General features: G+C 42.7%; 21 protein-coding genes. 5 read left to right on the top strand and 16 right to left on the bottom strand.

Translation table 11 applies throughout. The annotated features are described in order from the left end of the window. Positions 1-31 precede the first annotated feature (31 nt). The 5 genes from glnR to M1F56_RS04505 all read right to left on the bottom strand — a co-directional run bounded on the left by glnR (position 32) and on the right by M1F56_RS04505 (position 12,115). Entirely contained in the window at positions 32-388 is a 357-nt protein-coding gene (gene glnR / locus M1F56_RS04525) for a transcriptional repressor GlnR (RefSeq protein ID WP_000659550.1), read from the bottom strand. 76 nt (positions 389-464) lie between these two features. After that, positions 465-992: an FUSC family protein gene (locus M1F56_RS04520; RefSeq protein WP_084853030.1), complete on the bottom strand. Its 528-nt coding sequence runs from the start codon at positions 990-992 to the stop codon at positions 465-467. Positions 993-1,125: 133 nt separating this feature from the next. Continuing rightward, the gene (locus M1F56_RS04515) at positions 1,126-5,775 is read right to left on the bottom strand and encodes an antigen I/II family LPXTG-anchored adhesin (protein ID WP_247916995.1); all 4,650 of its coding nucleotides are present in this window, start codon (positions 5,773-5,775) and stop codon (positions 1,126-1,128) included. A gap of 166 nt (positions 5,776-5,941) precedes the next feature. Continuing rightward, on the bottom strand, positions 5,942-7,141 hold the full coding sequence (locus M1F56_RS04510) for a phosphoglycerate kinase (protein ID WP_001096767.1): 1,200 nt from the start codon (positions 7,139-7,141) through the stop codon (positions 5,942-5,944). Positions 7,142-7,390: 249 nt separating this feature from the next. Next, complete coding sequence (locus tag M1F56_RS04505; protein ID WP_247916994.1) at positions 7,391-12,115, bottom strand: endo-beta-N-acetylglucosaminidase; 4,725 nt, start codon at positions 12,113-12,115, stop codon at positions 7,391-7,393. Between the two features lie 333 nt (positions 12,116-12,448). On the opposite strand from M1F56_RS04505, the gene M1F56_RS04500 reads away from it, so the two are divergent. Then, the gene (locus M1F56_RS04500; RefSeq protein ID WP_247916993.1) at positions 12,449-14,080 is read left to right on the top strand and encodes a Na/Pi cotransporter family protein; all 1,632 of its coding nucleotides are present in this window, start codon (positions 12,449-12,451) and stop codon (positions 14,078-14,080) included. A 94-nt stretch (positions 14,081-14,174) separates the two neighbouring features. Here M1F56_RS04500 and M1F56_RS04495 read toward each other — a convergent pair whose 3' ends face one another. Together M1F56_RS04495 and pepA are read right to left on the bottom strand one after the other, a co-directional pair. Next, the gene (locus M1F56_RS04495) at positions 14,175-14,471 is read right to left on the bottom strand and encodes a bacteriocin immunity protein (protein ID WP_247916992.1); all 297 of its coding nucleotides are present in this window, start codon (positions 14,469-14,471) and stop codon (positions 14,175-14,177) included. A gap of 20 nt (positions 14,472-14,491) precedes the next feature. Further along, positions 14,492-15,556 (bottom strand): glutamyl aminopeptidase, encoded by a 1,065-nt coding sequence (gene pepA, locus M1F56_RS04490; RefSeq protein ID WP_247916991.1) that lies wholly within the window; start codon positions 15,554-15,556, stop codon positions 14,492-14,494. A gap of 236 nt (positions 15,557-15,792) precedes the next feature. On the opposite strand from pepA, the gene M1F56_RS04485 reads away from it, so the two are divergent. From M1F56_RS04485 to M1F56_RS04470, 4 genes are all read left to right on the top strand, one after another. Further along, the gene (locus M1F56_RS04485; RefSeq protein WP_247916990.1) at positions 15,793-16,752 is read left to right on the top strand and encodes an ABC transporter permease; all 960 of its coding nucleotides are present in this window, start codon (positions 15,793-15,795) and stop codon (positions 16,750-16,752) included. After that, positions 16,742-17,698, top strand: a complete 957-nt coding sequence (locus tag M1F56_RS04480) for an iron chelate uptake ABC transporter family permease subunit (protein WP_247916989.1) — start codon at positions 16,742-16,744, stop codon at positions 17,696-17,698. The genes M1F56_RS04485 and M1F56_RS04480 overlap by 11 nt, the downstream gene beginning before the upstream one ends. Beyond that, entirely contained in the window at positions 17,695-18,447 is a 753-nt protein-coding gene (locus M1F56_RS04475) for an iron ABC transporter ATP-binding protein (protein ID WP_247916988.1), read from the top strand. Before M1F56_RS04480 ends, M1F56_RS04475 begins: the two co-directional genes overlap by 4 nt. Positions 18,448-18,546: 99 nt before the next feature. Further along, positions 18,547-19,518, top strand: a complete 972-nt coding sequence (locus M1F56_RS04470; RefSeq protein WP_247916987.1) for a siderophore ABC transporter substrate-binding protein — start codon at positions 18,547-18,549, stop codon at positions 19,516-19,518. A 31-nt stretch (positions 19,519-19,549) separates the two neighbouring features. Here M1F56_RS04470 and yidD read toward each other — a convergent pair whose 3' ends face one another. From yidD to racE, 9 genes are read right to left on the bottom strand one after another with little or no spacing between them, the layout of a single operon-like run. Beyond that, positions 19,550-19,792 carry a membrane protein insertion efficiency factor YidD gene (gene yidD / locus M1F56_RS04465; protein ID WP_084921600.1) on the bottom strand — a complete coding sequence of 81 codons (243 nt, stop codon included), beginning with the start codon at positions 19,790-19,792 and terminating at the stop codon, positions 19,550-19,552. Further along, positions 19,792-20,514 carry a pseudouridine synthase gene (locus tag M1F56_RS04460; protein WP_247916986.1) on the bottom strand — a complete coding sequence of 241 codons (723 nt, stop codon included), beginning with the start codon at positions 20,512-20,514 and terminating at the stop codon, positions 19,792-19,794. Before M1F56_RS04460 ends, yidD begins: the two co-directional genes overlap by 1 nt. Continuing rightward, positions 20,501-21,070 carry an SMC-Scp complex subunit ScpB gene (gene scpB / locus M1F56_RS04455; protein WP_247916985.1) on the bottom strand — a complete coding sequence of 190 codons (570 nt, stop codon included), beginning with the start codon at positions 21,068-21,070 and terminating at the stop codon, positions 20,501-20,503. Before scpB ends, M1F56_RS04460 begins: the two co-directional genes overlap by 14 nt. Before the next feature lie 18 nt (positions 21,071-21,088). Next, complete coding sequence (locus tag M1F56_RS04450; protein ID WP_247916984.1) at positions 21,089-21,817, bottom strand: segregation/condensation protein A; 729 nt, start codon at positions 21,815-21,817, stop codon at positions 21,089-21,091. Then, positions 21,817-22,551: a site-specific tyrosine recombinase XerD gene (gene xerD / locus M1F56_RS04445; protein WP_282184681.1), complete on the bottom strand. Its 735-nt coding sequence runs from the start codon at positions 22,549-22,551 to the stop codon at positions 21,817-21,819. The genes M1F56_RS04450 and xerD overlap by 1 nt, the downstream gene beginning before the upstream one ends. Beyond that, a complete protein-coding gene (cbpB, locus tag M1F56_RS04440) occupies positions 22,548-23,009 on the bottom strand; it encodes a cyclic-di-AMP-binding protein CbpB (protein WP_000560696.1) in 462 nt (153 codons plus the stop codon). Before cbpB ends, xerD begins: the two co-directional genes overlap by 4 nt. Then, positions 23,006-23,527, bottom strand: coding sequence for a metallophosphoesterase (locus tag M1F56_RS04435; protein ID WP_001118941.1), 522 nt, complete (start codon positions 23,525-23,527; stop codon positions 23,006-23,008). The genes cbpB and M1F56_RS04435 overlap by 4 nt, the downstream gene beginning before the upstream one ends. After that, complete coding sequence (locus M1F56_RS04430; RefSeq protein WP_247916982.1) at positions 23,503-24,474, bottom strand: nucleoside-triphosphate diphosphatase; 972 nt, start codon at positions 24,472-24,474, stop codon at positions 23,503-23,505. The genes M1F56_RS04435 and M1F56_RS04430 overlap by 25 nt, the downstream gene beginning before the upstream one ends. Beyond that, positions 24,471-25,265, bottom strand: a complete 795-nt coding sequence (gene racE / locus M1F56_RS04425) for a glutamate racemase (RefSeq protein WP_000370380.1) — start codon at positions 25,263-25,265, stop codon at positions 24,471-24,473. The genes M1F56_RS04430 and racE overlap by 4 nt, the downstream gene beginning before the upstream one ends. Between the last annotated feature and the right edge of the window lie 66 nt (positions 25,266-25,331).

Genomic DNA, 25,331 nt, shown 5'->3' with positions numbered 1-25,331 from the left:
TTCTCCTTAATATATGACTACTTGCGATTGCCTAACCGCGACCAAAAGGTGAATGTGCTGAAGCAAAGCGTCCCTGCTGAAGGAGTTCATTATGAAGTGCGCGACGCACCTCTGTCTGACTCACCACTTTCTTGGACTTCGCCTCACGTTCAGCATATTTTTTCTTAATGGCAGCGATATTGTAGCCTTCAGAGATATAATCTTTGATTTCAAGCAGACGATCCATATCATTCAACGAATACATGCGACGGTTTCCTTCGTTTCGATCAGGTTTAATCAACTCTTGATCTTCATAATAACGAATCTGACGCGCCGAGAGATCGGTCAACTTCATAACACTGCCAATAGGAAAAACAGCCATATTTCGGCGAAATTCTTTTTCCTTCATTTACATTTTCCTTCTTTCTGTCTATTATAGTCTAAAAAAAGACAAACGTCAATTGATAATGTCATAAAATGTAACATTATTTTTCTTTTTTCTCTAAAAAGAGATGAATACGATCAATATCATAATTTACGAGAATTGCGACAAAAACTCCCATGAAAGTTTCCGATACACGCGCAAACACGTACAAAAATGTTTCTCCGCTTGGTATTGATAGGGTAATGATTAACATAGCCGCTACACCACCGATAACTCCTGCCTTGTTGTTCATAGCAACATTTGTCATAATGGTTAACATGGTACAAATCGGAACAACTAGTAAGGTTACCCAAAAGGCTCCATGAAATAAAGTGTTTAAGAGGAAAAAGACAAGGGCGTAAAAACCTCCGATGCTATTTCCTAAGATACGCGAAGTTCCAAAATGGACACTCTTATCAAAGCTTTCTCGTAGACTGAAGACCGCTGTTAACGCTCCGATTTGAAGCCCCTTCCAGCCAAAAAAACCAAAAATCAAGAGAACTAGAAAAACGGCAATCCCCGTTTTGAAAGTCCGCATACCAAGTTTGAACTGTGACTTATCAAATTTATATTTTTTAAAATAACTCATAATCTCAACTTTCTACTACCATTTTAACATAAATCAGTTGATTTTATGAGTGAAAATCAATAGGAAGCGTTTTTAATTTCGGACTATAAAAAAGAGGAAACAGAGTTCCTCTTTTCTATTTAACTTTTAGAGCTTAGTTGCTTTCGTCTTCTTTTCGTTTCAACTGACCAAGTCCTAAAACTCCTACTAAAGCTGCTAGACCAAGATATGGCATGTAGCTTGAATCATTTGTACCTGTTTGAGGTAGAGTAGGGTTTCCTTTTGGATTTGGATTAGAATTAGGAGTTGTTGGTTCCTCTGGTTTCTTAGGTTCTGGCGTTGTCGTGCGAACTGTATTTGAGGCGTAAGCAACTTTGTTCACAGTATTTACATAGGTATTTTCAAAAGTTCCGACAGCAATTCGTTTCATTTGAATATAAGTCTCAGCCTGGAATGGAGAATCCAACTGAATCTCTTGAAGGAATTCCTTCTTGAAGCGAATGGTAATCATTCCCTTATCTTGGTCATGTTCAACCTGTGTTTCAGCGGTTAAGTCTGTCCCTGCCTTGATAACACGACCGTCTTTCAATCGGATATCAACCTTGGCAAGAACTTTATAGTTTCCAGTGTATTGATCACCTTTTTGGTCATAATCATCTACAAAACTATAGTCATTCAAGTCCTCAGAATGATTTTGTGGAATCAAACCACCGATTAAACGATAATTGAAGTACTGGTTCAACGGAATAGTTTGGCCATCAATATTGTCACTACTTGGATCCATACTGATTGTCACATCTTTTTTAGGTGTGATTTTCGGTACATTGTTGACAACTACTTCTGTAGCATAGCCATTTCCAAAATCAATTTGGTAGGCTTTGTTTTCATACTTACCACCCGTTTGACCAAATTCAGGTTTAACTGTCATCGGATCTGTGATGAGCAATGATTTTCCTGCTGCTACATAGTTCTTGTAGAATTCGGCTGGATTATCAGCTGAGAAGAGTTGGAAAGCACCTTTAACAGTGATGTTTGCTTTCTTCAACAAGTCCTGAACTTTCTTAGGAGCAGCTTCTAAACTATCAAATTGTTGAACACTGATACCTGATACAAGGTTGCCCTCTAGATCACGAATCTTAACCAATTCTGGTTGAAGGGTTAAGGCTTCTTCTGGATAATCATCTACATAGTAGAAGCCGTTTTGGATTGCTTCCTTAGAAGATTTATCACCTTTATATTGATCCAAATCCCATGTTAATTCGTAGTAGTTCGTTGAACCAGCTAGAACTTCTTTGCCATCAATATTCACACCTTGCTTGTTCTTGTTAACTTTCAAAGGCTTGATGTAGTTGTTGTTTGGATTGTCAGGATCATTTGGTTTACCTGGAGTCGTTACACGAACAATATTTGACTTAACACCGTAGGCATCGTTGACTGTCAATGTAAAGTTATTTGTATAAGTCGCCCCATCATTCAAGACACGACCAACAACCGTTGGATAAAGAGTTTCAACAGGTTTAGTTAAATCAGCATTGTATGTTGCCAATGTCTCATCAGTAGCCTTAAAGGTTACAGTGTGACTAGCTTTGTCATAGCTTGTTTCAAAACCTTTGCTTGCAGCCTTGGTTGCTTCCAAATCAAACTGATAACCAGTTGGAAGTGGATCTACCAATACAAATGAAGTTGTTTTTGGACGACCAGCTGTCAACGCTTCTGTTTTCAACTCAAACTTCACTACAGACTGCTTAGCAACTAGAGTACGATCGATATCTACTCCATCCTCATTTTTAATTTCTTTATTAATCTGAGGTTGTGCAAATAGACGATTGTAATGGAAGTGAACTGTTGGCACCGCTGGTGGTGTTGGCAACTGCTTAGGAGTTGGTGCTACCGGCGGAGTTGGCAATGGATCATAATTTGGCTCTTCTGGTTTTGATGGCTCTGGTTGATCTGGAGTTTTCACCGGTGGTGTTGGCTCATTTTCATAGCTTGGTGCTACTGGAGCTGGTTCCAATGGTTTCTCCGTTTCATATGTTGGCTCTTCTGGTTTTGATGGCTCTGGTTGATCTGGAGTTTTTACCGGTGGAGTTGGCTCATTCTCGTAGTTTGGCGCTACTGGAGCTGGTTCCAATGGTTTCTCTGTCTCATATGTTGGCTCTTCTGGTTTTGATGGCTCCGGTTGATCTGGAGTTTTTACCGGTGGTGTTGGCTCATTTTCATAGCTTGGCGCTACTGGAGCAGGATCCAATGGTTTCTCTGTCTCATAAGTAGGAGCTTGTGGTTCAGTTGGTGCTACTGGCGGAGTTGGTTTTTCCTTGGTAATTTTTGGAACATTAACGGCACGAATCTTACCATTGAGTGAGTACCAGATGTTTGGTCTTTTACCTGTATCAACCGCCATAACTGGATCAGAAGGAACTACTAAAGTAGCAGAAGTTGCACCAACTGTCACACGGTTAGTTGTTCCTGACATTCGAATTGCTCCTGCACCATACCAAGAGTTTGGAGCATCTGATGAATCCCATCCTGAATTAGGCTGGCTATTTTTATACATTGTCCAGCGAGCTCCACCTTGCCCTTGTTTAAAGTTCAGGGTTTCTGTGGCATAAATCTTTCCGTCTTTTTCTCCAACAGATGAACCGGAAATTTTAATAAAGTTACCAGTGTAATCCTTGGCCATCTCAATAGAATTATTTTCTCTATTTAGAGATGCTACTGAAAGAAGGGCATTGTCAAAATTAATTGGTTGGTCATTTTCATCATAAAAGGTGAATTCATTCTTTACAAAAATTGATGTATTCTGCTCTGTGTTACCTGTGTATGCCGACGCAAAAACTCCTAGCGTTGGGTCACTAAAAATTCCCAACCATACATTTCCACTAGGATTTTTAAATCTCGAATCTTCATCTATAGTATACTTATAGACTATCTTGGAAACTTTCTTACCATTGTAGTACGTTTTTTGAAGGTTAGTATAAGTCGCAGTTACGCTTTGGCCACGTTTCAAAAGTACTGAGCCCCATTTCACCTCCGTATTATTCCCCACGTTGGTAGTCCAGGTTGATTTAGTCCCAATATTTCCGTACAACTCAACAGTTGAAGTAGCTGAATCAGCTTTCTCTAACCCTCTAATATCTAAGTCATCTAGCTGTAAGATTTTTTGATCATATTTGGCTTTCGATGTACTTTTACTAAAAGCTTCATCAACTACAGAGGATTTGAGAAGTGTGCCACCCTCTGTTGTCAAAGATAATTTAGCATCTGGCTCAGAATCATACACCAAACTTTGAGCAGATGGCTCCGTCAAATTTCCGTCTTCTGTCTTAGTTTGTTCAAGTTTTTTTAGAGCTTCTTTGATTTTTGCCTGCTCTTCATTGTACTCTTTGAGTTTCTGTGGATACTCATCTACATCTTTCTTATACTTGGCAAGGTCTGCTTCATATTTTGCAACTTTAGCTTCATAGTCTGCTTTGGCTTTAGCATTGCGTTGCTTGATTTCTTCATTCTCAGCTTGGAGTGCAGCATTTTTAGCAGTATTTTCCTTTACTGCTTTTTCATAAGCTTCTTTAGCTTCAGCATTAGCTTTTTGAACGCGAGCTAATTCCGTCTGGTATTCGGCTAGCTTAGCTTGGTAGTCTGCTTCATTGGTAGCATTTGCTTGCTTAACTGCCGCCAAATCTGCTTCATATTGCTTCAACGCTGCTTCATAAGTCGCTTTTGCAGTAGCGTTACGTTGCTTAATCGCTTCATTATTAGCTTGAATCGCTGTGTTTTTGGCTGTGTTTTCTTCAACAGCTTTTTCATAGGCTGCTTTAGCTTGCGCATTAGCTTTTTGTACTCGAGCTAATTCTGTCTGATAAGCTGCTAATTTAGCTTGATAATCAGCATCATTATCTGCCTTAGCTTTCTTAACAGCTGCAAGATCTGCTTCATACTGCTTCATTGCCACTTCATAAGTTGCTTTTGCAGTTTCATTACGTTGTTTAATCGCTTCATTTTCAGCTTGAAGCGCTGCATTCTTTGCAGTGTTTTCTTTTACTGCTTTATCATATGCCTCTTTAGCTTCAGCATTAGCTTTTTGTACTCGAGCTAATTCCATCTGGTAAGCTGAAAGTTTATTTTGATAATCCTGTTGACTATCTTCATTTGCTTTTTTGACAGTTGCTAAATCTTTTTGATATTGTGCTAGCTTAGCCTCATATTCTGCTTTAGCTGTTGCATTAGCAGTGTTGATTTTTTCAACTTCTTCTTGATGACTTTTTAGATCTTTTTGATACTTGTCATCCGCTGCTTTGTTTTCAGCATTGATTTTATCTGTTTCTGCCTGATGAGCTGCGACTTCTTTTTTATATGCTTCAGTTGTTGTCTTTATTTCTTTAGCCTGTTTAGCATAGTCGCTTTTAATCTCATCTTGTTTTTGAGCATTTTCTGTAGCAGTTGTGGCTGTTCCTTTGTCTTTTGTTTCATCTTGAACTACCTTAACTCCTGCAGATTTTGCATCGGCAACTGTTTTATCCAAATCAGCTGATGATACTTCTACTGGCAAAGCTGAGTCTTTAGAACCAGCCTTAGCTTGGCTCTCTTTGGCAACTTGGCTCATTTCACCCTGAGCTTCAGGTAGATTTGTGGCTGGGTTTCCTGTGGTAGCTACCTCAACTGTACTTGTACTAGTTGTCTCTGTAACTTCGTCAGCAAATACTGCTTTGTCTGCAAAAGCAATCAAAGCAGTTCCTAAAACAGCACCACACAAAGTTTTGGCAACTTTGCTTTTACGAAATCCATAGACTTCTTTTTTATTTTTCATTCTAATCCCTTTCTTATCTAAATTAATCATCTACCATCCATAGTAGCATTTTATGATGCGGGATGCAAACATTTACTCTCCCCCCTTCATTTATCGATAAATCTAACATATTTATAAATGAAATTAAAAAGAAGATGGTTAAACCATCTTCTTTTAGTTAAACTATTTATTTTTCAGTCAAGGCTGCAAGTCCTGGAAGAACTTTACCCTCGAGGAGTTCCATTGATGCTCCACCACCAGTAGAGATCCATGAGAACTTGTCTGCACGACCAAGGTTGATAGCTGCGGCAGCTGAGTCACCACCACCGATGATTGATTTCACACCTGGTTGTTTCACGATAGCGTCCATGACACCGATTGTACCAGCTTGGAAGTCTGGGTTTTCAAATACACCCATTGGTCCGTTCCATACAACTGTCTTCGCACCAGTCAATTCTTGATCGAATTTAGCGATAGATTTTGGACCGATATCCAAACCAAGGAATCCAGGATCAACTGCTTCACCTTCAGTGTCTTTCACTTCAGTGTAGTCAGCAAATGCGTTTGCTTCTTTTGAGTCAACTGGCAAGATCAATTTGCCGTTTGCTTTTTCAAGAAGAGCTTTCGCAACATCCAATTTGTCTTCTTCTACAAGTGAGTTACCAATTTCGATACCTTGAGCTTTGTAGAATGTGTAAGTCATCCCACCACCGATAAGAACTTTATCAGCTTTTTCAAGCAAGTTTTCGATAACACCGATCTTGTCTGAAACTTTTGAACCACCAAGGATGGCTACGAATGGGCGTTCTGGAGCTTCAACTGCTTCTTGGATGTAGGCAATTTCGTTTTCAAGAAGGAAACCAGCAACTGCTTTTTCAACGTTTGCTGAGATACCAACGTTAGATGCGTGTGCACGGTGAGCTGTACCGAATGCATCGTTTACGAAGATGCCATCTCCAAGAGATGCCCAGTATTTACCAAGTTCAGGATCATTTTTAGATTCTTTCTTGCCGTCAACATCTTCGAAACGAGTGTTTTCAACCAAGAGAACTTGTCCATCTTCAAGAGCGTTGATTGCTGCTTCCAATTCAGCACCACGTGTAACACCTGGGATAAATTTAACTTCTTGTCCCAATTTAGCAGCCAGGTCAGCAGCTACAGGAGCAAGTGATTTACCTTCTTTGTCTGCTTCTTCTTTTACACGTCCAAGGTGAGAGAAGAGGATTGCACGTCCACCTTGTTCAAGGATGTACTTGATAGTTGGAAGAGCTGCAGTGATACGGTTGTCATTAGTAATCACGCCATCTTTAACAGGTACGTTGAAGTCAACACGAACGAGAACTTTTTTCCCTTTCAAGTCAACGTCTTTAACAGTCAATTTTGCCATTAGATATGACTCCTTCTTTTTTTATACGTGTTAATTATATCACAAAATCAGCAAAAGAGATAGAAAAACCCTAAACTTTTCTTGTTCTTTCTTATAATTGAAACTAGCATTTTTTAAAATAAAATCTACAAAAACCTTGCCAAATAACTAATTAATGAAAGAAAAACTAGTTAAAACAAGGCCTGACCAATCTATAGTCAAACCTTGTTTTTTAGTTTTTATGAGAAAATCCAAGATTCGTAAATCCGATTAGTCTTCTCTCTTCTTTCCAGCAAGCAAGCCGTAGCCACTCATTACTCCGAGGAGTCCCAGCGCTACTAGACTAGCATCTCTTGTCGCTCCTGTATTTGGAAGCTCTTTACTTACTTCTTCAACTTTTGCTGGTGCTGCTGAAAGAGCTTGATCCCTCGTTTGTGAGACTTGCTCTTCTTTCGTTCCTACTTCAACAATTTCTGGAAGAGCTTCCTTGAGAACCTCAGTCGAATGAAGGGTGCGTTTGCCCTGAGCATCAACTTCTACAAAGCGACGAACTTGGCCTTCAACTCCTACTTGTACTAGCTGACGTTGGCCTTTGAGAAGGGCTGCATTTGGTCGTTCTTGACGTTTGAAGGAAACTGTCCCCTCTTCAATTTCCAGTTTCGGAGTTTCTAGCACTAAATCTTTCACACCTTCAGCTGGTTGGTTGCTCGATAGAACTTTTGTACCAACTTCGGTGATTTCTGAGATTGATTCCTTGACTACCTCAGTCGAACGAAGGGTGCGTTTACCCCGACCATCGACTTCTACAAAGCGACGAACTTGACCTTCAACTCCAACTTGCACAACACGGCGTTGTCCTTTGAGAAGTTCGGAGTTTGGTCGCTCCTGACGTTCAAAGGCTGTTGTTTCAGTTTCAACAACTAGTTCAGGGAGAGCTTCAACCGTTGGAGCCACTTCATTTGGTTCCATGCTACCAACATGGTGTCTTTCTTCTGTAGGAGCTAGTTTCTTGTTCAGCTTTTCTTTCATCTCCGCAAACGCTTGTGGAGTTGGCATCTCTGAAGCTAATAAAGTTTCTACTTGTTCAATTAACTCAGCTTTAGGATCTTTTTCACGGACGGATTCGAGCAAACCTTCCAATTCTTCTCTAGCAGTTTGGTAACGTTGATTTCCATCCAAGTCTGTCCCTGCTTGTTTCAACTCATTCAAAGCTCGGTTGACTTCTTCTTGGCTAGCATTGTGGTTTTCTGCTACAGTTTTCGCTGCATTGAGCTTCTCTACTAGTGCTGCTTGTTTGTCCTCACTTGAGAAGGTGTAGGCAAGGGTTGACTGACGACCTTGGGCAACAGTGATTTCTTGTTTGAGGTACTCATCGTTGACAGCTGCTTTTGGAGAAACCAAGACATCAAACTCAGCGGTGTGCCCCTTGTAATGCAAGGTCAAGGTCTGACGACCAGTCTTTTGAGCATCGTAGCCCGTAATTTCAACACCTTGATCTGTGAAGGCATGACTTTCTTCTGTCTCATCATTATAGAGAACGCCGAAGCGACCTTCTGCAAGATCCAGTTGCTCTCCTACTAGATAGTCTGTTTTTGGTTTCTGAGTAATGTACAGACCTGCTACTTCTTTCGGTTTTCCTTCATCTTGACCTGTCACTTGTACCTTTAAGTCACCAGTAACTGGAAGTCCAAGATAGCTAACTGTGAGCTTCTGTTCCCCTTTTTGATGAGCGTCGTAGCCAGATACTGTCACACCTGAGTGAGTAAGGTTGATCAGCTCATCGGCTTGTCCTCCTTCGTATTGAACACGGAGAGTCCCACCTCTAAGGTCCAGTTTTTCTCCCTCTTTGTAAACTGTCTTCTTAGGCCCTTTTTCAAGGCTAACTGCAACAATTTTTCTCTCATCCTGCGGAATCGCTACTGCCAAGGTGTTACTGATTTCTTTGCCAGGTAGTTGGGTACGATAGTAGAGGAGAGTTGGTTGCTTGTCAAAGTCCAATGGTGCTGTTGCCAAGTCGCCTCCAGTTTCAGACTTCAAGGTTGCAATCGGTGTTTGTGAATCTGCCTTGTCGTAAACGGTGATAGTTGCACCCGATGGAACATCAGAGAAGCCAAGTTGAACTTGGTGGTTTCCAAGTGAACGAGCAGCTACCTTGGCCATTGGAATATTTTGACTTTCTGTGTCCAAGGTTTCATACATCTTCCAGTTGTAGATACGAATGGCTTTCCAAGGCGTTCCATTATCTGAAGTGATAACTTTTAGGCGCCAGTCTTGGGCAGTAATTGGTTTGTCAAGAGTGATATCTGTCACGTGTGCTTTGTTGCCACGGACTTCCTTGGCTAGTTTCCACTCACCGTCTGTATCCTTGTAGTAAAGATCAAAGTCTTTGGTGTTCATCAAACCGTCGTTTACGGATTCTCCACCAGCTCCCGCATGATCCATGACCCATCTAACAACGGTACGTGGCTTGGTCAAGCGAATATCCACACTACCGCTCAACTGAGCTGAAGACCACTTATCTGACAAGCTAGTAATGGTACCGTTCAACATACCTTCAATGCCTTCTCCACCTTCAGTATTTGGGAAAGTGCTACCGATGACCTTTGCACCTGGAACGATATTTTCAGCTAAAGGTCTTGGAAGAGTCGTATCCTGAACTGTCATCCCCCAGTTAAAGGATGCCGTCGCGGCTTCGGAACGAAGGCCATTTTTACCAACTGCAACGACTTTCAGTTCCTGAGTCCTACCAGTCGCATTAGCAGAACGGCTAACTTTTGGCAAGTAGATAGTGGAAGCAGATGATCCTGTCAACAAACGCCAGTTATCTCCATCTTTTTCGTAGACTTCATAGAAATCTGCATCTTGGTTACCCGCAAATTGGAGCACTGCTTCAGCTTCTTGGGCGTTCTTAAGAGATTGTTTCACTACAGAGAGGCCTGTCGGCGCTTGTGGTGCTTGGTGATTGTCCGAAATGGTTAATTGACCTAGGTTAAACTGATAATCTTTTACAGCTCCTTCATGCTCGAAGAAGAGTTTGACTGCATAGATTGTTTTTCCAGCTAGTGAGCTAAGGTCAAATTCTTCATTCTTCCAGTCATCAGAGAGAGTTAGTTCTTTCCATGCGGCTGCATCCTCAAATTTGTAGTCTGGAGTCGTAGAGAAGGCCATATAAACTTTAGAGCCTTTTCCTCCCTTGTGGGCAACACGAAGTTTGGTTTTCTCAGTTACTTCTAGTTTGGTAGAATACAAATTCACATCCTGGTCCGTCTTACCAGCTACATCCCCTGAGAATTTAAGAGAGTTACCTCCATTATAGGCATCTGTAAAGTCATATTCTGCACGAAGTTTTTCCCCCGTTGAAGTCTGCCACCAGCGCCATGTTGGCAAGACACCAGAAACAGAACGGTAGTTCCACTCAGAATCCTTAGAAACTTTACCGTCTACAAACCATTTTCTACCATGACCTGTATTAAAGGAGGTCGTGAAGGTTCGGCCAACTGCTGGTGTGCGGTCAGCAACTAAATTGGCAATTCCATACCACTCTTTATCTGCTGGTTTTTGAGCCGTTGGATCTCCTTGGTAACCTGTAAAGAAGATGTCTTCGTTCTTGTGGTAGTCTTCACCTGTTTTTCCTAGACTGGTAATCGTATCTGGTGCAAAAAGTCCAAGTGACAAGCGCAACTTGCCATTTTCATCTAAAAGAGCATCCCATTTGACTTTGGTCTTATAAGAGCCACCTTGTTGCAATTCCAAGCCTGCAAAGACATCATACTGACTACGCTCTAGCCATTTGGCCATCTCTACGGAGTGGTCATTCTTTTCCTTGTTCCAGTTGAAATTGGCAAAAAATTGATCTGCAGGTACCTTGTCTCCTTCTTTTTGCATGAACTGGTAGTTGTAATCACCTAGACCATCTTCGTGGTAACGACCGTATTTGTAGGTCATGGCATCGTACCAAGCATACTTGATTGGGTGGTTGACTTTGGCTGCGTATTCTTTTGTATAGAGCATGAATTGGCGCATTTTTTCACCAAGAGGTGCTACCAATTCCCCCGTTGTTTCCTGGTTGATGAAATAGCCATCAAAGCCATAGTACTTAGCAAGATCGACAAGTTTCCGTGCGATAGGGAAGGTGCCATCTTCGTCTTGTTTCAAGGCAGCGGCAAATTTCTCTTGGTCGGCAATGCTGTTTGACCAGTTGAAAAAGAGTGTTCCATAAACGGGAACACCATTACGGTGCCCGGCATCAATGACATCTGGAGTTGGGACTAGGCCTTCCCAGAAGACCATTGAATCCAAATATTGCCAGTAATCAAAGGCGTAGGCCTTGAATTCTTCTCCACCAACAGAAGCGTGGTCTTTAGCCTTTGAGTTGGTATTTGCTAGCGCCTGAACCTTGGCTCTTCTGCTTGCTTTTTCGTTAACCAACTGACCTCTATGGCGCTTGGCTAGTTCAACTGAGGAACGATTGATGGGATCATCCTCACGCGCACCCGGTTCCCATTTCAACAAATCTTCCCAAGTATCAAATTTGATTTCTTTTGGTCGGAGACTCTTTTCTTCATTTTTAGGAACGTCTGCTAGAGTCTTTTTATCCGCTTCCTTCTCAGCTACTTGTGGAGCTTCCTCCGGTTTAGCTTCTTCTTTATCAGTTGGTTGAGCAGGTTTGTCAGCTTTATCTGTCGAAGCTGGCTTTGCCTCTTCTTTTTCATTGAGCAAATCAGCTATTGCTGGAGTGTTTTCTGAAATTGGTTGCTCTGCTACTTTGTTTTCAGTTTCCTCTAATTGTTTTTCGATAGCTGCAGTATCTGGATTTGTTGTCTCACTAGTACTTATAGCTTGAGCGCTCGTGTTTGCGGCTGTTTCAGGGACAGCGACTTGTTCCGCAAGAGCTGGGCTTGCGAATAGAGCTGAACCAATCATCAAGGAACAAGCTCCGATTGACAGTTTTCGAATACTGTAACGGCAACGTTTTTCAAAAAATAGATCTTTCATCTTTTCCTCCTAATATAATAAAAAGTAAGCGCTTTACTTTTTAGATAAAAAGCAACTGTTCTTAGTGGGCACCACCCGAACAGGATCATCTTCATTTTATCTTATATGAAAGCGATGTCAATATACTTGACACAAAAACTATAACTAGGATAATAATCAGTAAAATTTGGACACAATCCTATAAATCATCTATCTTAAAGGGAAACTATCTCTCATTTTAAAAGAAAGTTCTTGTTTCTCATGAAAATTTCAGCTAAACACTTGTGAGATTTACTTTTATCCTTTAAAATAGAATAGGAGAAATTCCGTTATTATTTTTCGGAGGAAAAAGAAATGTCCATTAATTGGCAGGAAATTTTATTTCACTTTTTAGGTGGTCTGGGACTATTTTTATATAGTATCAAGACCATGGGAGACGGTTTGCAACAAGCTGCTGGAGATCGCCTTCGTTTTTACATTGACAAATATACCAGCAATCCCTTCTTCGGTGTGCTGGTTGGTATCGGTATGACGGCGCTGATTCAATCAAGTTCTGGTGTTACAGTCATTACAGTGGGACTTGTCAGTGCAGGACTTTTGACCTTGCGTCAGGCTATCGGTATTGTCATGGGTGCCAATATTGGAACCACCGTTACATCCTTTATCATCGGTTTTAAGCTAGGAGATTACGCCTTACCTATGCTCTTTATCGGAGCGGTTTGTCTCTTCTTCACCAAGAATCGCTCCATCAATAACATCGGACGGATTATCTTTGGTGTAGGAGGTATCTTCTTCGCTCTCAATCTTATGAGCGGTGCAATGGAACCCCTAAAAGACCTGCAAGTCTTTAGAGACTACATGGTTGAACTAAGTAAGAGTCCTATTCTAGGTGTCTTTGTCGGAACTGGACTGACCCTACTCATTCAGGCTTCATCCGCAACTATCGGTATCTTACAGAACCTGTACGCAAGTGGTTTGATTGACCTACAAGGTGCCCTACCGGTCTTGTTTGGTGATAATATCGGAACGACCATTACCGCCATCATTGCTTCTCTTGGAGCCAATATCGCTGCCAAACGTGTTGCCGGTGCCCACGTTGCCTTTAACGTGATTGGTACGGTTATCTGTATTGTCCTCCTTGTACCTTTCACTGGCTTGATTCAATGGTTTGAATCTGCACTCAATCTAGCTCCAGAAATGACCATTGCCTTTGCCCACGGAACCTTTAATATTACAAATACCATTATCCAGTTCCCATTCATCGGCGCCTTGGCTTACATTGTTACCAAGCTCATTCCTGGTGAAGATGAAGTTGTTAAATACGAAGCTCTCTACTTGGATGAACAACTCATCAAACAGGCGCCTTCTATCGCTCTAGGAAATGCCAAAAAAGAACTTCTTCACTTGGGGAACTATGCTGCAAAAGCTTTTGACCTTTCCTACGACTACATCATCAATCTAGATGAAAAACTAGCGGAAAAAGGCCACAAGACTGAAGAAGCAATTAACACAATTGACGAAAAACTCACTCGTTACCTGATTAGCCTTTCAAGCGAATCCTTGAGTCAAAAGGAAAGTGAAATTTTAACCAATATTCTTGACTCATCACGTGATTTGGAACGGATTGGAGACCACGCAGAAGGGTTAATCAACCTAACAGACTATCTTCAACGCAAGAATGTTCAGTTCTCTGAGGCCGCTTTGAAAGAGCTAGCTGAGATTTATCACGCTACCACTGAGTTCATCAAAGATGCCCTTGATAGTGTGGAAAACAACGACACTGAGAAAGCTCAAAGTCTAATTGAACGCCATAAAGAAATCAACAATATGGAACGCGTTCTCAGAAAGACCCACATCAAACGCCTTAACAAGGGCGAATGTTCAACACAAGCTGGGGTCAACTTTATTGACATCATTTCCCATTACACTCGTGTATCTGACCATGCTATGAACCTAGCTGAAAAGGTCATCGCTGAACAAATCTAAGTACCAAAAAGCTATCCTGAATGGGATGGCTTTTTTCGTCTCCTCATCAAGAATGGCTTTTCTGACATAAAAAATGCTTTGATTCACAGTGTAATCAAAGCATCTTAAAGAGTTCACCAAACATGATAGCAGAAACTGCAGTGCCTCTGTACTTGGCCTCTTCTCTTTTGATAAAGCGCGCCAAGTTGAGCAACTCAGGTGCTGGGTGTTTGGGATTGGTGAGCAATTCACGGGTGACCAGTCCTGAGAGTCGGACTGCTAGTAATTGCTCATTTGTAGTAGGTAGTTTTTTAGCAGTCTCTAGGAGAGCAGCAACTAAATCTTCACTCAAGCCCTGACGGGCATGGTTATAGAGATCTTTTATAAGACTTTCTAGGTTTGGTTCTGCCATCCTGACCACCTCCCTTATGTTTAATAATTTTTAATCAAATCAACCGTTGAGCGATTCAATTTTTTCACCAAGGCTTGCAAGAAAGCTTGAGCTTCTAGGAAGTCATCCATAGCGTAGAGGGTTTGGTGAGAATGGATATAACGAGCGCAGACACCGATAGTTGTAGATGGGACACCACCATTTTTCAGATGAGCTGCTCCAGCGTCTGTTCCGCCTTTTCCACAGTAGTATTGGTACTTGATGCCAGCTTCTTCAGCCGTTGTCAAAAGGAAATCCTTCATACCTGGGAGGAGCAAGTGACCTGGATCGTAGAAGCGAATCAAGGTTCCATCCCCAATCTTGCCTTGGCCACCATAAACATCACCAGCAGGTGAACAGTCAACAGCTAGGAAAACTTCTGGATCAAACTTAGTTGTAGATGTATGAGCACCACGCAGACCAACCTCTTCTTGGACGTTAGAACCAAGATAGAGCTCATTTCCCAACTTTTGACCTGAAAGGGCTTCTGCTAGCTCACTTACCATAAGAACACCGTAGCGGTTGTCCCAAGCTTTTGAGATGATATTCTTTTCATTGGCTGTAAGAATTGCGCTACTATCAGGGACAATCGTGTCACCAGGACGGATGCCAAAACTTTCTGCCTCAGCCTTGTCTGCAAAACCACCATCAAAGACAATATCCGAAATAGCAGGCATAGTTGGTCCGCCCTTTCCACGTGTCAAATGTGGAGGAACAGAACCTGAGATTACAGGAATTTCACGACCGTCACGAGTAAAGAGTTTGAAACGTTGGCTGCTGACTACCATTGGATTCCAACCACCGATTTCAACGACACGGAAGGTTCCGTCTGGCTTAATCTCGCTGACCATAAAACCAACTTCGTCCATGTGAGAAGCGACCAAAACGCGTGGCGCATCCGCAACTTCTGAATGCTTGATACCAAAAATACCACCCAAGCCATCTGTCACTACTTCATCCACATGCGGAATCAACTTCTCACGAAGATAAGTCCGGACAGGTGCTTCATGACCTGAGATCGCAGCAAGCTCTGTTACTTCTTTGATTTTTGAAAATAATGTTGTCATATCAGTTCCTTCTTTCTGTCCTCCATTTTACCACTTTTTATAGGAGAAGGATAGTGGGAAGTTGGATTGGTTTTTACTAGTTTATCCTATAAAATAGAGGAGCAGATATTATTTCAGGAATTTTTCTTTCTTTTTACATTAAATTGTCAGAAAATTTATTGACAGATTAAAGAAATCATGTTACATTTATATCCGCAGGTACCTTTCGGTACCAAATCTACACGAAAGGACGGGGTATGAAACTCTCTCATATTTTAACAGGCTTACTTCTACTCCTAGTCTTTCTCTCCATCACCATTGGAACCAGTGATTTTTCTTGGGAAAAATTCTTTGCTTTTGACCAACAGACTTGGCTTCTCTTTCAAGAGTCGCGTCTTCCAAGAACTATCAGCATTCTCCTTGCAGCCTCCAGTATGAGCATGGCAGGGCTCCTCATGCAGACCATCACTCAAAATCAGTTTGCTGCACCAAGCACAGTTGGAACGACTGAAGCCGCCAAACTGGGAATGGTGCTAAGCCTCTTTGTCTTTCCGTCTGCGAGTCTGAGCCAAAAGATGCTCTTTGCTTTTGGCTCATCCATCTTATTTACTCTCTTCTTCCTGGCCTTTATGACTATTTTTTCTGTAAGGGAAAGGTGGATGTTGCCCTTGATCGGGATTATCTATAGTGGGATTATCGGTTCTATCACAGAAGTTATCGCCTATCGTTTCAATCTGGTTCAGAGTATGACTGCTTGGACCCAGGGCTCCTTCTCCATGATTCAGACCCATCAGTATGAATGGCTCTTCTTAGGCCTCATCATCCTGATAGCCGTTTGGAAATTATCCCAAACTTTTACCATCATGAATCTAGGGAAAGAAACCAGTGAAAGTTTGGGGATTTCTTACTCCCTACTGGAAAAACTGGCTCTCTTTCTCATTGCATTAACGACAAGCGTCACCATGATTACCGTGGGTGCCTTGCCTTTTCTCGGGGTTATCGTTCCCAATCTGGTCCGCAAGCGCTATGGAGATAATTTGAGTCAAACCAAACTCATCGTCGCACTGGTCGGAGCCAATCTGGTTCTGGCCTGCGATATCCTCTCTCGAGTTCTCATTCGGCCCTATGAGCTGTCTGTCAGTCTCTTGCTAGGAATCATCGGTAGCCTTGTCTTTATCCTACTTCTTTGGAGAGGGGGACGAAAAGATGCAGTTTAAAAGCAAACATACCAAGCTCTTCTGCCTTCTCATTATTCTGTCCATCGGAGCTTGTCTCCTCTACTTTTGGCCTATTAGTCACCTATCTGTCTTTGCTTGGAAACTTCGTTCTCAAAAGATTGTCGTTTATCTCTTGGTAGCTATCGCGACAGGGATTTCGACCATTAGTTTTCAAACCCTGACGGAAAATCGCTTCCTAACGCCAAGTATTTTGGGAATCGAATCCTTCTATGTCTTGCTACAAACCCTGCTACTGGTTTTTGAAAGCAAATTTCTACAGCTTGAAAAGTCTCCTATCTTAGAATTTTTAATCTTACTTCTTGTCCAATCCCTCTTCTTTCTTGCCTTACAAGGCTACTTGAAGACACTGATGAAACAAGACCTGGTCTTCATTCTGCTAATCTGTCTAGCACTCGGAAGTCTCTTTCGAAATATCAGTACCTTCCTCCAAGTCCTGATGGATCCAAATGAATACGATAAACTGCAGAACAGTCTCTTTGCCTCCTTTCAGTATCTCAACACTTCCATCCTAGCCATCGGTTCTCTGATCATCCTTGCCTTGACAATCTTTTTCTTTCGAAAAGCAGTCGTTCTAGATGTCTTGCACCTGCAAAGAGAAACGGCTCAGATACTGGGGCTCGATGTTGAAAAAGAACAGAGAGAACTCCTCTGGGGCATCGTGCTCTTGACCTCAACAGCCACTGCCTTGGTAGGGCCCATGGCCTTCTTCGGCTTTATGCTAGCCAATCTTACTTACCTGATTGTCAAAGATTATCGGCACAAGTTGCTCTTTATCGTAGCCATTCTGATTGGATTTATTAGTTTGACCTTGGGGCAAGCCCTCATCGAACGAGTCTTTGCGCTGGAAATTCGCATCAGCATGATCATCGAGAGTGTGGGGGGTTTCTTATTCTTTATCTTACTCTACAGGAGGGCCCGTCAGTGAAACTGGAAAACATTGACAAATCCATTCAAAAACAGGATATTTTGCAAGACATTTCCCTTGAAGTCAGTCCTCAGAAACTGACAGCCTTCATTGGCCCAAATGGTGCTGGAAAATCAACTCTCCTCTCCATCATGAGCAGACTGACCAAGAAGGATCGGGGAATTCTCAGTATCAAAGGCCGTGAAATCGAGAGCTGGAATTCGCAAGAACTGGCTCGAGAGCTTACCATCCTAAAGCAGAAAATCAATTACCAAGCCAAATTAACCGTTGAAGAATTAGTCAGTTTTGGACGTTTTCCCTACAGCCGTGGTCGACTGAAGGCAGAAGACTGGGAAAAAATCCGAGAAACTCTAGACTATCTGGAACTGACCAGCTTAAAAGACCGCTACATCGATAGTCTGTCTGGTGGGCAGCTCCAACGTGTCTTTATCGCCATGGTACTGGCCCAGGATACAGACTTTATCTTGCTAGACGAACCGCTCAACAACCTCGATATCAAGCAAAGTGTCAGCATGATGCAGATTCTTCGGCGACTGGTGGAGGAACTTGGCAAAACCATTATCATCGTCCTCCACGATATCAACATGGCTAGCCAGTATGCGGATGAAATTGTTGCCTTCAAGGACGGTCAAGTCTTTTGCAAGGGAACGACTGCTCAAATCATGCAGGCTGACCTGCTCAGTCAACTCTATGAGATTCCCATCACGCTGGCTGATATCAATGGCAAAAAGATCTGTATCTATAGCTAGTAACATAGAAACTCGAGTTAGAAAACCCTATGTCTCTTAGCTAACAAGCCTATTCAAGAGACTCCCTACATCGTTATCACATTTTAAAAAGGAGAAATCATGAAAACATCCCTTAAACTTTATCTTACTGCCCTAGTGGCCAGCTTCTTGCTCCTACTTGGTGCATGTAGTACAAATACAAACTCAAGCACTAGCCAGACAGAGACAAGTAGCTCTGCTCCAACAGAGATAAGCATTAAAAGTTCACTAGACGAGGTCAAACTTTCAAAGGTTCCTGAAAAGATTGTGACCTTTGACCTCGGTGCTGCGGATACTATTCGTGCTTTAGGATTTGAAAAGAATATCGTCGGAATGCCTACAAAAACTGTTCCGACTTACCTAAAAGATCTTGCAGGAAATGTCAAAAATGTTGGTTCTATGGTTGAGCCAGACCTAGAAGCCATTGCTGCTCTTGAACCAGATTTAATTATCGCTTCTCCACGTACCCAAAAATTCGTAGACAAGTTCAAAGAAATTGCTCCAACTGTTCTCTTCCAAGCAAGTAAGGACGACTACTGGACTTCTACCAAGGCCAACATCGAATCCTTAGCAAGCGCCTTTGGCGAAACAGGTACACAGAAAGCCAAAGAAGAATTGGCTAACCTGGACAAGAGCATCCAAGAAGTCGCTACTAAAAACGAAAGTTCTGACAAAAAAGCCCTTGCTATCCTCCTCAATGAAGGAAAAATGGCTGCCTTTGGTGCCCAATCTCGTTTCTCTTTCTTGTATCAAACCTTGAAATTCAAGCCAACTGATACTCAATTTGAAGACTCTCGACACGGACAAGAAGTCAGCTTTGAAAGTGTGAAAGAAATCAATCCTGACATCCTCTTTGTCATCAACCGTACCCTTGCCATTGGTGGGGACAACTCTAGCAACGATGGCGTCCTAGAAAATGCCCTCATCGCTGAAACCCCTGCCGCTAAAAATGGTAAAATCATCCAACTAACACCAGACCTCTGGTACCTAAGCGGAGGCGGACTTGAATCAACTAAACTCATGATCGAAGACGCTCAAAAAGCTTTGAAATAAGCAAGAAAACCCAACATCAGGTGATGTTGGGTTACTTTTTTTCTTGATTTCGTTTGAGGGAAAAGTGATCTGGTACGGGATCCTTACCTGTTTTCGACCAGGGGTGGCAACGTAAAATCCGAGCCAAGCCCATCAGAACACCCTTGAAGCCATGTTTTTCAATAGCCTGAATCATATAGTTGGAACAAGTCGGCTCAAAGCGACAAGAGGGGGGAAAGGCTGGTGAGATAAAACGTTGGTAAAAGCGTACTGGCGCTATTAAAATTCGTTTCATTATTTCTTGGTTACAGCCATGGTGTGTAGTTGGCTGATTTCTTTTTTATTAAGACGACGGGCTTCACCCGGACGAAGGCCTGTCAAGTCTAGGTGCCCAAAACGTGTCCGAGACAACTTATCCACTTGAAGACCAATGGCTTCAAACATCTTTTTAACCTGGTGATTGCGTCCCTCATGGATGGTCAACTGTACCACAGAGCGATTTTTAACTGGATCCACTTTGAGAATCTCATAGACAGCTGGCTTGGTTTTCTTGCCATCAATCTCAAGGCCACGGGTCAAGGGGCGGAGATTGTCCTTATTGGCCACACCTTTAACACGCGCGACATAGACCTTGTCAATCTCATTACGGGGGTGAATCATTTCATCCGTGAAATCACCATCATTGGTCAAAATCAAGACACCTGATGTATCCCAGTCCAAACGTCCAACTGGGTAGATGCGCTCTTTGACATTGGGCAAGAGGTCAACAACAGTCTTGCGACCCTTGTCGTCTGTCACACTGGAAATCACACCGCGTGGTTTGTTAAGCAGATAATAAACCTTTTCTTCATTGTAGATCGGCTGACCTTCAACTTCGACCTTGTCACCAGCCTTGATGGTCGTTGCGAGTTCACGCACCACTTGGCCGTTGACAGTCACCAAGCCTTGCTTAATCAACTCTTCTGCTTTTCTCCTACTGGCCACACCTGCGTGGGCAATATATTTATTGATTCTCATCTTCTTCTATCCTTTCACCAAATAATTGGCTTTCTTGGGCTTGAATCTCAAGCTCATCAATCACTGGTAATTCATCTAAATGGTTAATCCCCATGTAATCTAGGAAATAATCCGTAGTCACATAGAGGTTGGGGCGACCCAACACTTCTTTTTTCCCGTCTTCTCGTATCAAGTCAAAGGCCTGCAACTTTGCCAAGGCCCCACTCGAGTTGACCCCACGGATAGCATCAATTTCTATCCGCGTAATCGGCTGCTTATAGGCAATGATGGACAAGGTCTCAAGGGCAGCCCGAGATAAACTCTGGTTAATGGGAGCTTTGGAATATTCCTTCAAAATCGCTGCAAATTGAGGCTTGGTCACCAATCTGTATGCTCCCCCTGTCTCAATCAGAGACAAGCTCGAATCTTGGTCTTTTTCATACTTCTGGGCTAATTTTTCTAAACTCTGTTGGATGCCTGTCGGTGGAAGCGAGAGGAGTTCAGCCAACTGGCGAACTCGAATCCCATCTTCACCTGCTACAAATAAGAGCGCTTCTATTTCTGCTAAAGTACTCATCTTTCCTCTCTATCAAGTCTAGCTTTGTGCCTCTTGATTTTCTTCCTTCTTTTCCATAAGATAGATATCTCCGAAACTCTCCTCTTGCACGAGGATCAGTTCCTGGGTTTTGATTAACTCTAGGGTTGCCAAAAAGAGGGTGATAACCTCTTGGACATTCTGGGCTTCCTTGAACAAATCCTGCAAACGCAACTGGTCTCGTCCAGACAAGGACTCTTTTACGATGACCATCATGTCCTCAATCTTATACTCATCCCGCAGGATAGTTGTATGATTCTGAGCGAATTCCTCTTTTTTCTTGGCTAGAATATTTGAAAAAGCCAAAAAGAGGTCAATGGTCGTCCTGTCATGTACAAGCTCCGCATCTTCGTAAATCAACTCTGTCGGCGCTTTGGAATAGTACTGGGCCCGATCTTTGTGCTTAGCCTCCAAGTGCTCACCCAAGAGCTTGAACTTGCGGTATTCTTCGATTTGGGAGAGAAGGTCCTGCTCCAGGTCATCCTCTAAGTCTGTCACTTCTGCTACCTTTGGCAAGAGCTTGCGACTCTTGATCAGCATCAACTGACTAGCCATGACCATGTACTCACCAGTCACTTCCAGACGCATGGCCTGCAGAGTTGAGACATAGGCTAGGTACTGTTCGATAACTTCCGTAATGGGCACATCGTAAATATCCATCTGGTACTTAGAAACCAGGTGCAAGAGTAAGTCCAGCGGCCCTTCAAAATCTTTTAATTTAATATCCATTATCTATATTTTTCTAAGGTCAGGACTGTTTTTAATCCTAATTTTTTTGCAATTTCGTACAAATCGACCTTGTTTTCTATCTGTCTTAGAATGAACTGTTCCCGCAAGGCTTGAGCGGATAAGGTTGGGAAACCTTTCTCCTTGACAAAGGACTCTAGCTGACGAAAGGCCCACTGACGAGAATAGGCTTTCCCTCCCCTTTCAAAGAGATAGGTCTGGCCCATCAAGGATTCCAGCTCTGGAATCAAGGTCGTGGGAATGGTAACAATCCTCTGTTGGGAAGTCTTGTTGATTCTCAAAACCTGAAAATCAAGATTGATATCCGCAATCTTGAGAGCTAAAATCTCGCTAGGCAAGAGTCCCATTTCTAGGATTAAGAGCGCCAGCAAGCGTCCTTCTGGATAATTACTTTCCTGCCAAAAAGAGTCTAAATTTAGAATCTCTGGCTTTTCAGTCTTCTTTTCAGCTTGTTTGGCTAATTCCAGACGGTAAAAACTGTCCACTTCACCTTTTTGATAGAGAAAGTAGAGAAATTGGTTACAGGCCGAAAGTTTTCGCTTCTGGGCGCTGATTTTTAGATTGGCTAGCTGGCCTTGGTAAATCTTAAGACTGGTCTCAGAGATCCGCTCACCCACAATGTCTAAAAATTGCTCCAGATCATACTTATAGGACTGCTTGGAATTGGCAGACAAGCCCTGTTTTTCCTCTAAAAAGGCTGAAATCCTCTCTCTCATTTGCATCGAATCTCATATTCCTTACTAAAGTCATGCAAAAGGGCATTGACAGCCTTGAGGATGGACTTGCGCGTGATGATTCCTTGGAAAATTCCTTCATCATCTACCACTGGCAAGAAGGGTTCATCCACCAGTTTATGGAGGACTTCTGTGATGTTATAGTCTGGAGCGACAACTGCCACATCCGTCTTGGTCATATTGACGATGTCTGTCGTTGCCATCTGCTCATCCGTCAAACCTTGCTCCATTTGATAAGCCAAAATGTCTCTCAGACCAATGGTTCCAACGAAGCGTTTGTCAAAGGTCACAACAGGGATACGGGTATAGGTGATTTGGCTCAACACTAAAATCGCATGATCAGCGTTATGGGTATCAATCAAGGCTGCTAGATTCTCAGCAGGGGTAAGAAAAGTCTCTTCCTGCTCCAGTAAAAATGCTTCAAATTCTTTGGCAATCATCGAGCAAACTCCCTGGACAAGCCTGGGTAAACCTCATGATTACGTGTCAAAAAGTCTACTTTGAAATAGCTGTCATCAATCTCTACACGGGCATAGAGGCATTCTCTGATGGTTCCTCTTGGTTGGCTGATGGAGCCTGGATTTAAAAAGAGTGTTTTGCCTTCCATCCAAGCATTTGGCACATGCAAGTGACCATAGAGACAGATATCGGCATCTTCTTCCTGAGCCCAGTAGTCCAACTTTTGAAAGTTGAAATTGATATCAAACAAGTGTCCATGCGTCTGGATGATCTTGGTCGGACCAAGTTGAGTTACCAAACGTTCTGGGTAGCCAGCATAAAAGTCCATATTTCCTTTGACGACATGGATGCCTTCCCAAAGCGGAGAGTCTGGACGGAGTTCTGAGTCACCATCGTGAAAAATGGCATCAACTTTGCCTAGATAGCGGTCACGAATTTCTTCGACAATCAAGCTATCGCCATGAGAGTCACTCATTACAATGATGGTTTGCTTTGCCATGATGGAAATACCTCCAAAAGTTTCTTAACGGCTAAGGCACGGTGGGATTGGCTATTTTTTTCTTCAAGAGTCAATTCAGCTGCTGACTTACCTGTCTCTCCCACAAGGAAAAGGGGATCATAGCCAAAGCCATTTTCACCCTTGGGTTCAAAGTTGATATAACCTGGCCAGTCAGCTTCGACAACCAAGCTTTCCTTACCTGGGCTAGCAACGACCAAGGTTGTGTGAAATTGAGCTGAGCGGTCCTTGAGGTCAAAGACCATGGCCAATTCGTGCAAGAGTTTGGCGTTGTTTTCACGATCAGTCGCTCCCACTCCTGCAAAACGGGCTGACCAAACACCTGGCAAGCCACCAAGGACATCGACTTTGAGACCTGAGTCATCTGCTAGCACCATCTTGCCTGTTAATTGGGAAATGGTTTCTGCCTTGAGGCGAGCATTTTCTTCAAAAGTCATGCCTGTTTCAGCTACTTCAGGTAGATCTGGATAGTCATTGAGATTTTCCACGTCGTAACCTAACTTGTCAAAGATAGCTCGGAATTCCTTGGTCTTGCCTTCGTTACGAGTCGCAATCAATAAAGTTTCTCTGACCTTGTTAGTCTCAAAGAAGTCTTCTACATCGACTCCTTCTTTAGGCAATTCGACATGCAAAAGCTTTCCATTTTCAACCAAGAGCATAGCCCCCTGACGTTGGATGACTTCTAGATTGCGACTTGCTTCGGCATTTAAAATCTCAACGATAAAGGAGAGCAGACGAAAGTTAGAAGACCAGCGCATCACCGTTATCGTAATCGGAAAGCCATTTTCTTCGTCACGAAAAATCCGCGCTAAATCCATGAAATCAAGCTCGAGAGGATCTTTGATAAGGCTATAGATGCCTCCATAGACATCCCAGACACCGACATACCAGTCCTGGTCATCCTTGTATTCGTAAATTTTGTTTGTCATAAAGTTACATGCTCCACATGAATCTCTTTTTCCAGCCATTCTTCCCCAATTTGGGCAAAACTTTGGCTATTGGCGGTTGTGTAAAAACGATGTTGAAGAGGTCCCGCATCTCGGCTACGATTGATTTCAAAATAGTTAAGCAAAACCGAGATATCCCGTACACACTCTGCCCCACTATCGATGAGCTGAACCTTTGGTCCCATGACATTTTGGATAATAGGGCGAAGGAGTGGATAATGGGTACAACCCAAAATCAGGCTATCCACCTTTCCAACCAAGGGACGCAGGGTTTCATAGACCACTTTCTTGGTGACACTGGTTGACAGGGCACCAGACTCCACCAAGGGGGCAAACTTGGGACAGGCCAAACTCTCTACCTGTAAGTCCGGATCCAGATCATGGATTTTTTGACGGTAAATGTCTGATTGGACCGTCATGGGGGTTCCAATTACCCCGATTTTCCCGCCTTGACTGGACTTAATAGCTGCCGAAGCTCCTGGCAAAATCACGCCTAGGACAGGAATATCAAGTTGGGCCTTGATTTCTTCCCAAACGACCGCAGTCGCAGTATTACAAGCAATGACAATCATTTTGACATCCTTGGTCAAGAGAAAGTTGACCAACTGCCAAGTATATTCACGAATTTGCTCAGCAGGACGGGGACCATAGGGCGCCCGTGCTGAATCTCCAATATAGACGATTTCTTCATGGGGAAGCTGGCGCATGAGCTCACGAACAACGGTCAAGCCCCCGACACCCGAATCCAAAAAACCAATTGGTCGATTATCCATACGGTCTTCTTTCTAGTCTTCTTTTTCTGATTGATAGTTCATCATGATTCCTTATCCTGAACGAAC

The sequence above is a fragment of the Streptococcus oralis genome, from assembly GCF_023109005.1.
GTDB lineage: Bacteria > Bacillota > Bacilli > Lactobacillales > Streptococcaceae > Streptococcus > Streptococcus oralis_BU.
This window is presented reverse-complemented; position numbering and strand designations above follow the sequence as displayed.

Coding starts and splice junctions, on each gene's coding strand:
- M1F56_RS04460 (WP_247916986.1), bottom strand. CDS start 20,514: ATGAGAATCAATAAATATATTGCCCACGCAGGTGTGGCCAGTAGGAGA.
- M1F56_RS04505 (WP_247916994.1), bottom strand. CDS start 12,115: ATGAAAGATCTATTTTTTGAAAAACGTTGCCGTTACAGTATTCGAAAA.
- M1F56_RS04430 (WP_247916982.1), bottom strand. CDS start 24,474: ATGACAAACAAAATTTACGAATACAAGGATGACCAGGACTGGTATGTC.
- glnR (WP_000659550.1), bottom strand. CDS start 388: ATGAAGGAAAAAGAATTTCGCCGAAATATGGCTGTTTTTCCTATTGGC.
- M1F56_RS04510 (WP_001096767.1), bottom strand. CDS start 7,141: ATGGCAAAATTGACTGTTAAAGACGTTGACTTGAAAGGGAAAAAAGTT.
- pepA (WP_247916991.1), bottom strand. CDS start 15,556: ATGACAACATTATTTTCAAAAATCAAAGAAGTAACAGAGCTTGCTGCG.
- M1F56_RS04480 (WP_247916989.1), top strand. CDS start 16,742: ATGCAGTTTAAAAGCAAACATACCAAGCTCTTCTGCCTTCTCATTATT.
- xerD (WP_282184681.1), bottom strand. CDS start 22,551: ATGAGAGAGAGGATTTCAGCCTTTTTAGAGGAAAAACAGGGCTTGTCT.
- yidD (WP_084921600.1), bottom strand. CDS start 19,792: ATGAAACGAATTTTAATAGCGCCAGTACGCTTTTACCAACGTTTTATC.
- M1F56_RS04495 (WP_247916992.1), bottom strand. CDS start 14,471: ATGGCAGAACCAAACCTAGAAAGTCTTATAAAAGATCTCTATAACCAT.
- racE (WP_000370380.1), bottom strand. CDS start 25,265: ATGGATAATCGACCAATTGGTTTTTTGGATTCGGGTGTCGGGGGCTTG.
- M1F56_RS04450 (WP_247916984.1), bottom strand. CDS start 21,817: ATGGATATTAAATTAAAAGATTTTGAAGGGCCGCTGGACTTACTCTTG.
- cbpB (WP_000560696.1), bottom strand. CDS start 23,009: ATGATTGCCAAAGAATTTGAAGCATTTTTACTGGAGCAGGAAGAGACT.
- M1F56_RS04500 (WP_247916993.1), top strand. CDS start 12,449: ATGTCCATTAATTGGCAGGAAATTTTATTTCACTTTTTAGGTGGTCTG.
- M1F56_RS04470 (WP_247916987.1), top strand. CDS start 18,547: ATGAAAACATCCCTTAAACTTTATCTTACTGCCCTAGTGGCCAGCTTC.
- M1F56_RS04515 (WP_247916995.1), bottom strand. CDS start 5,775: ATGAAAAATAAAAAAGAAGTCTATGGATTTCGTAAAAGCAAAGTTGCC.
- M1F56_RS04520 (WP_084853030.1), bottom strand. CDS start 992: ATGAGTTATTTTAAAAAATATAAATTTGATAAGTCACAGTTCAAACTT.
- M1F56_RS04485 (WP_247916990.1), top strand. CDS start 15,793: ATGAAACTCTCTCATATTTTAACAGGCTTACTTCTACTCCTAGTCTTT.
- M1F56_RS04435 (WP_001118941.1), bottom strand. CDS start 23,527: ATGGCAAAGCAAACCATCATTGTAATGAGTGACTCTCATGGCGATAGC.
- scpB (WP_247916985.1), bottom strand. CDS start 21,070: ATGAGTACTTTAGCAGAAATAGAAGCGCTCTTATTTGTAGCAGGTGAA.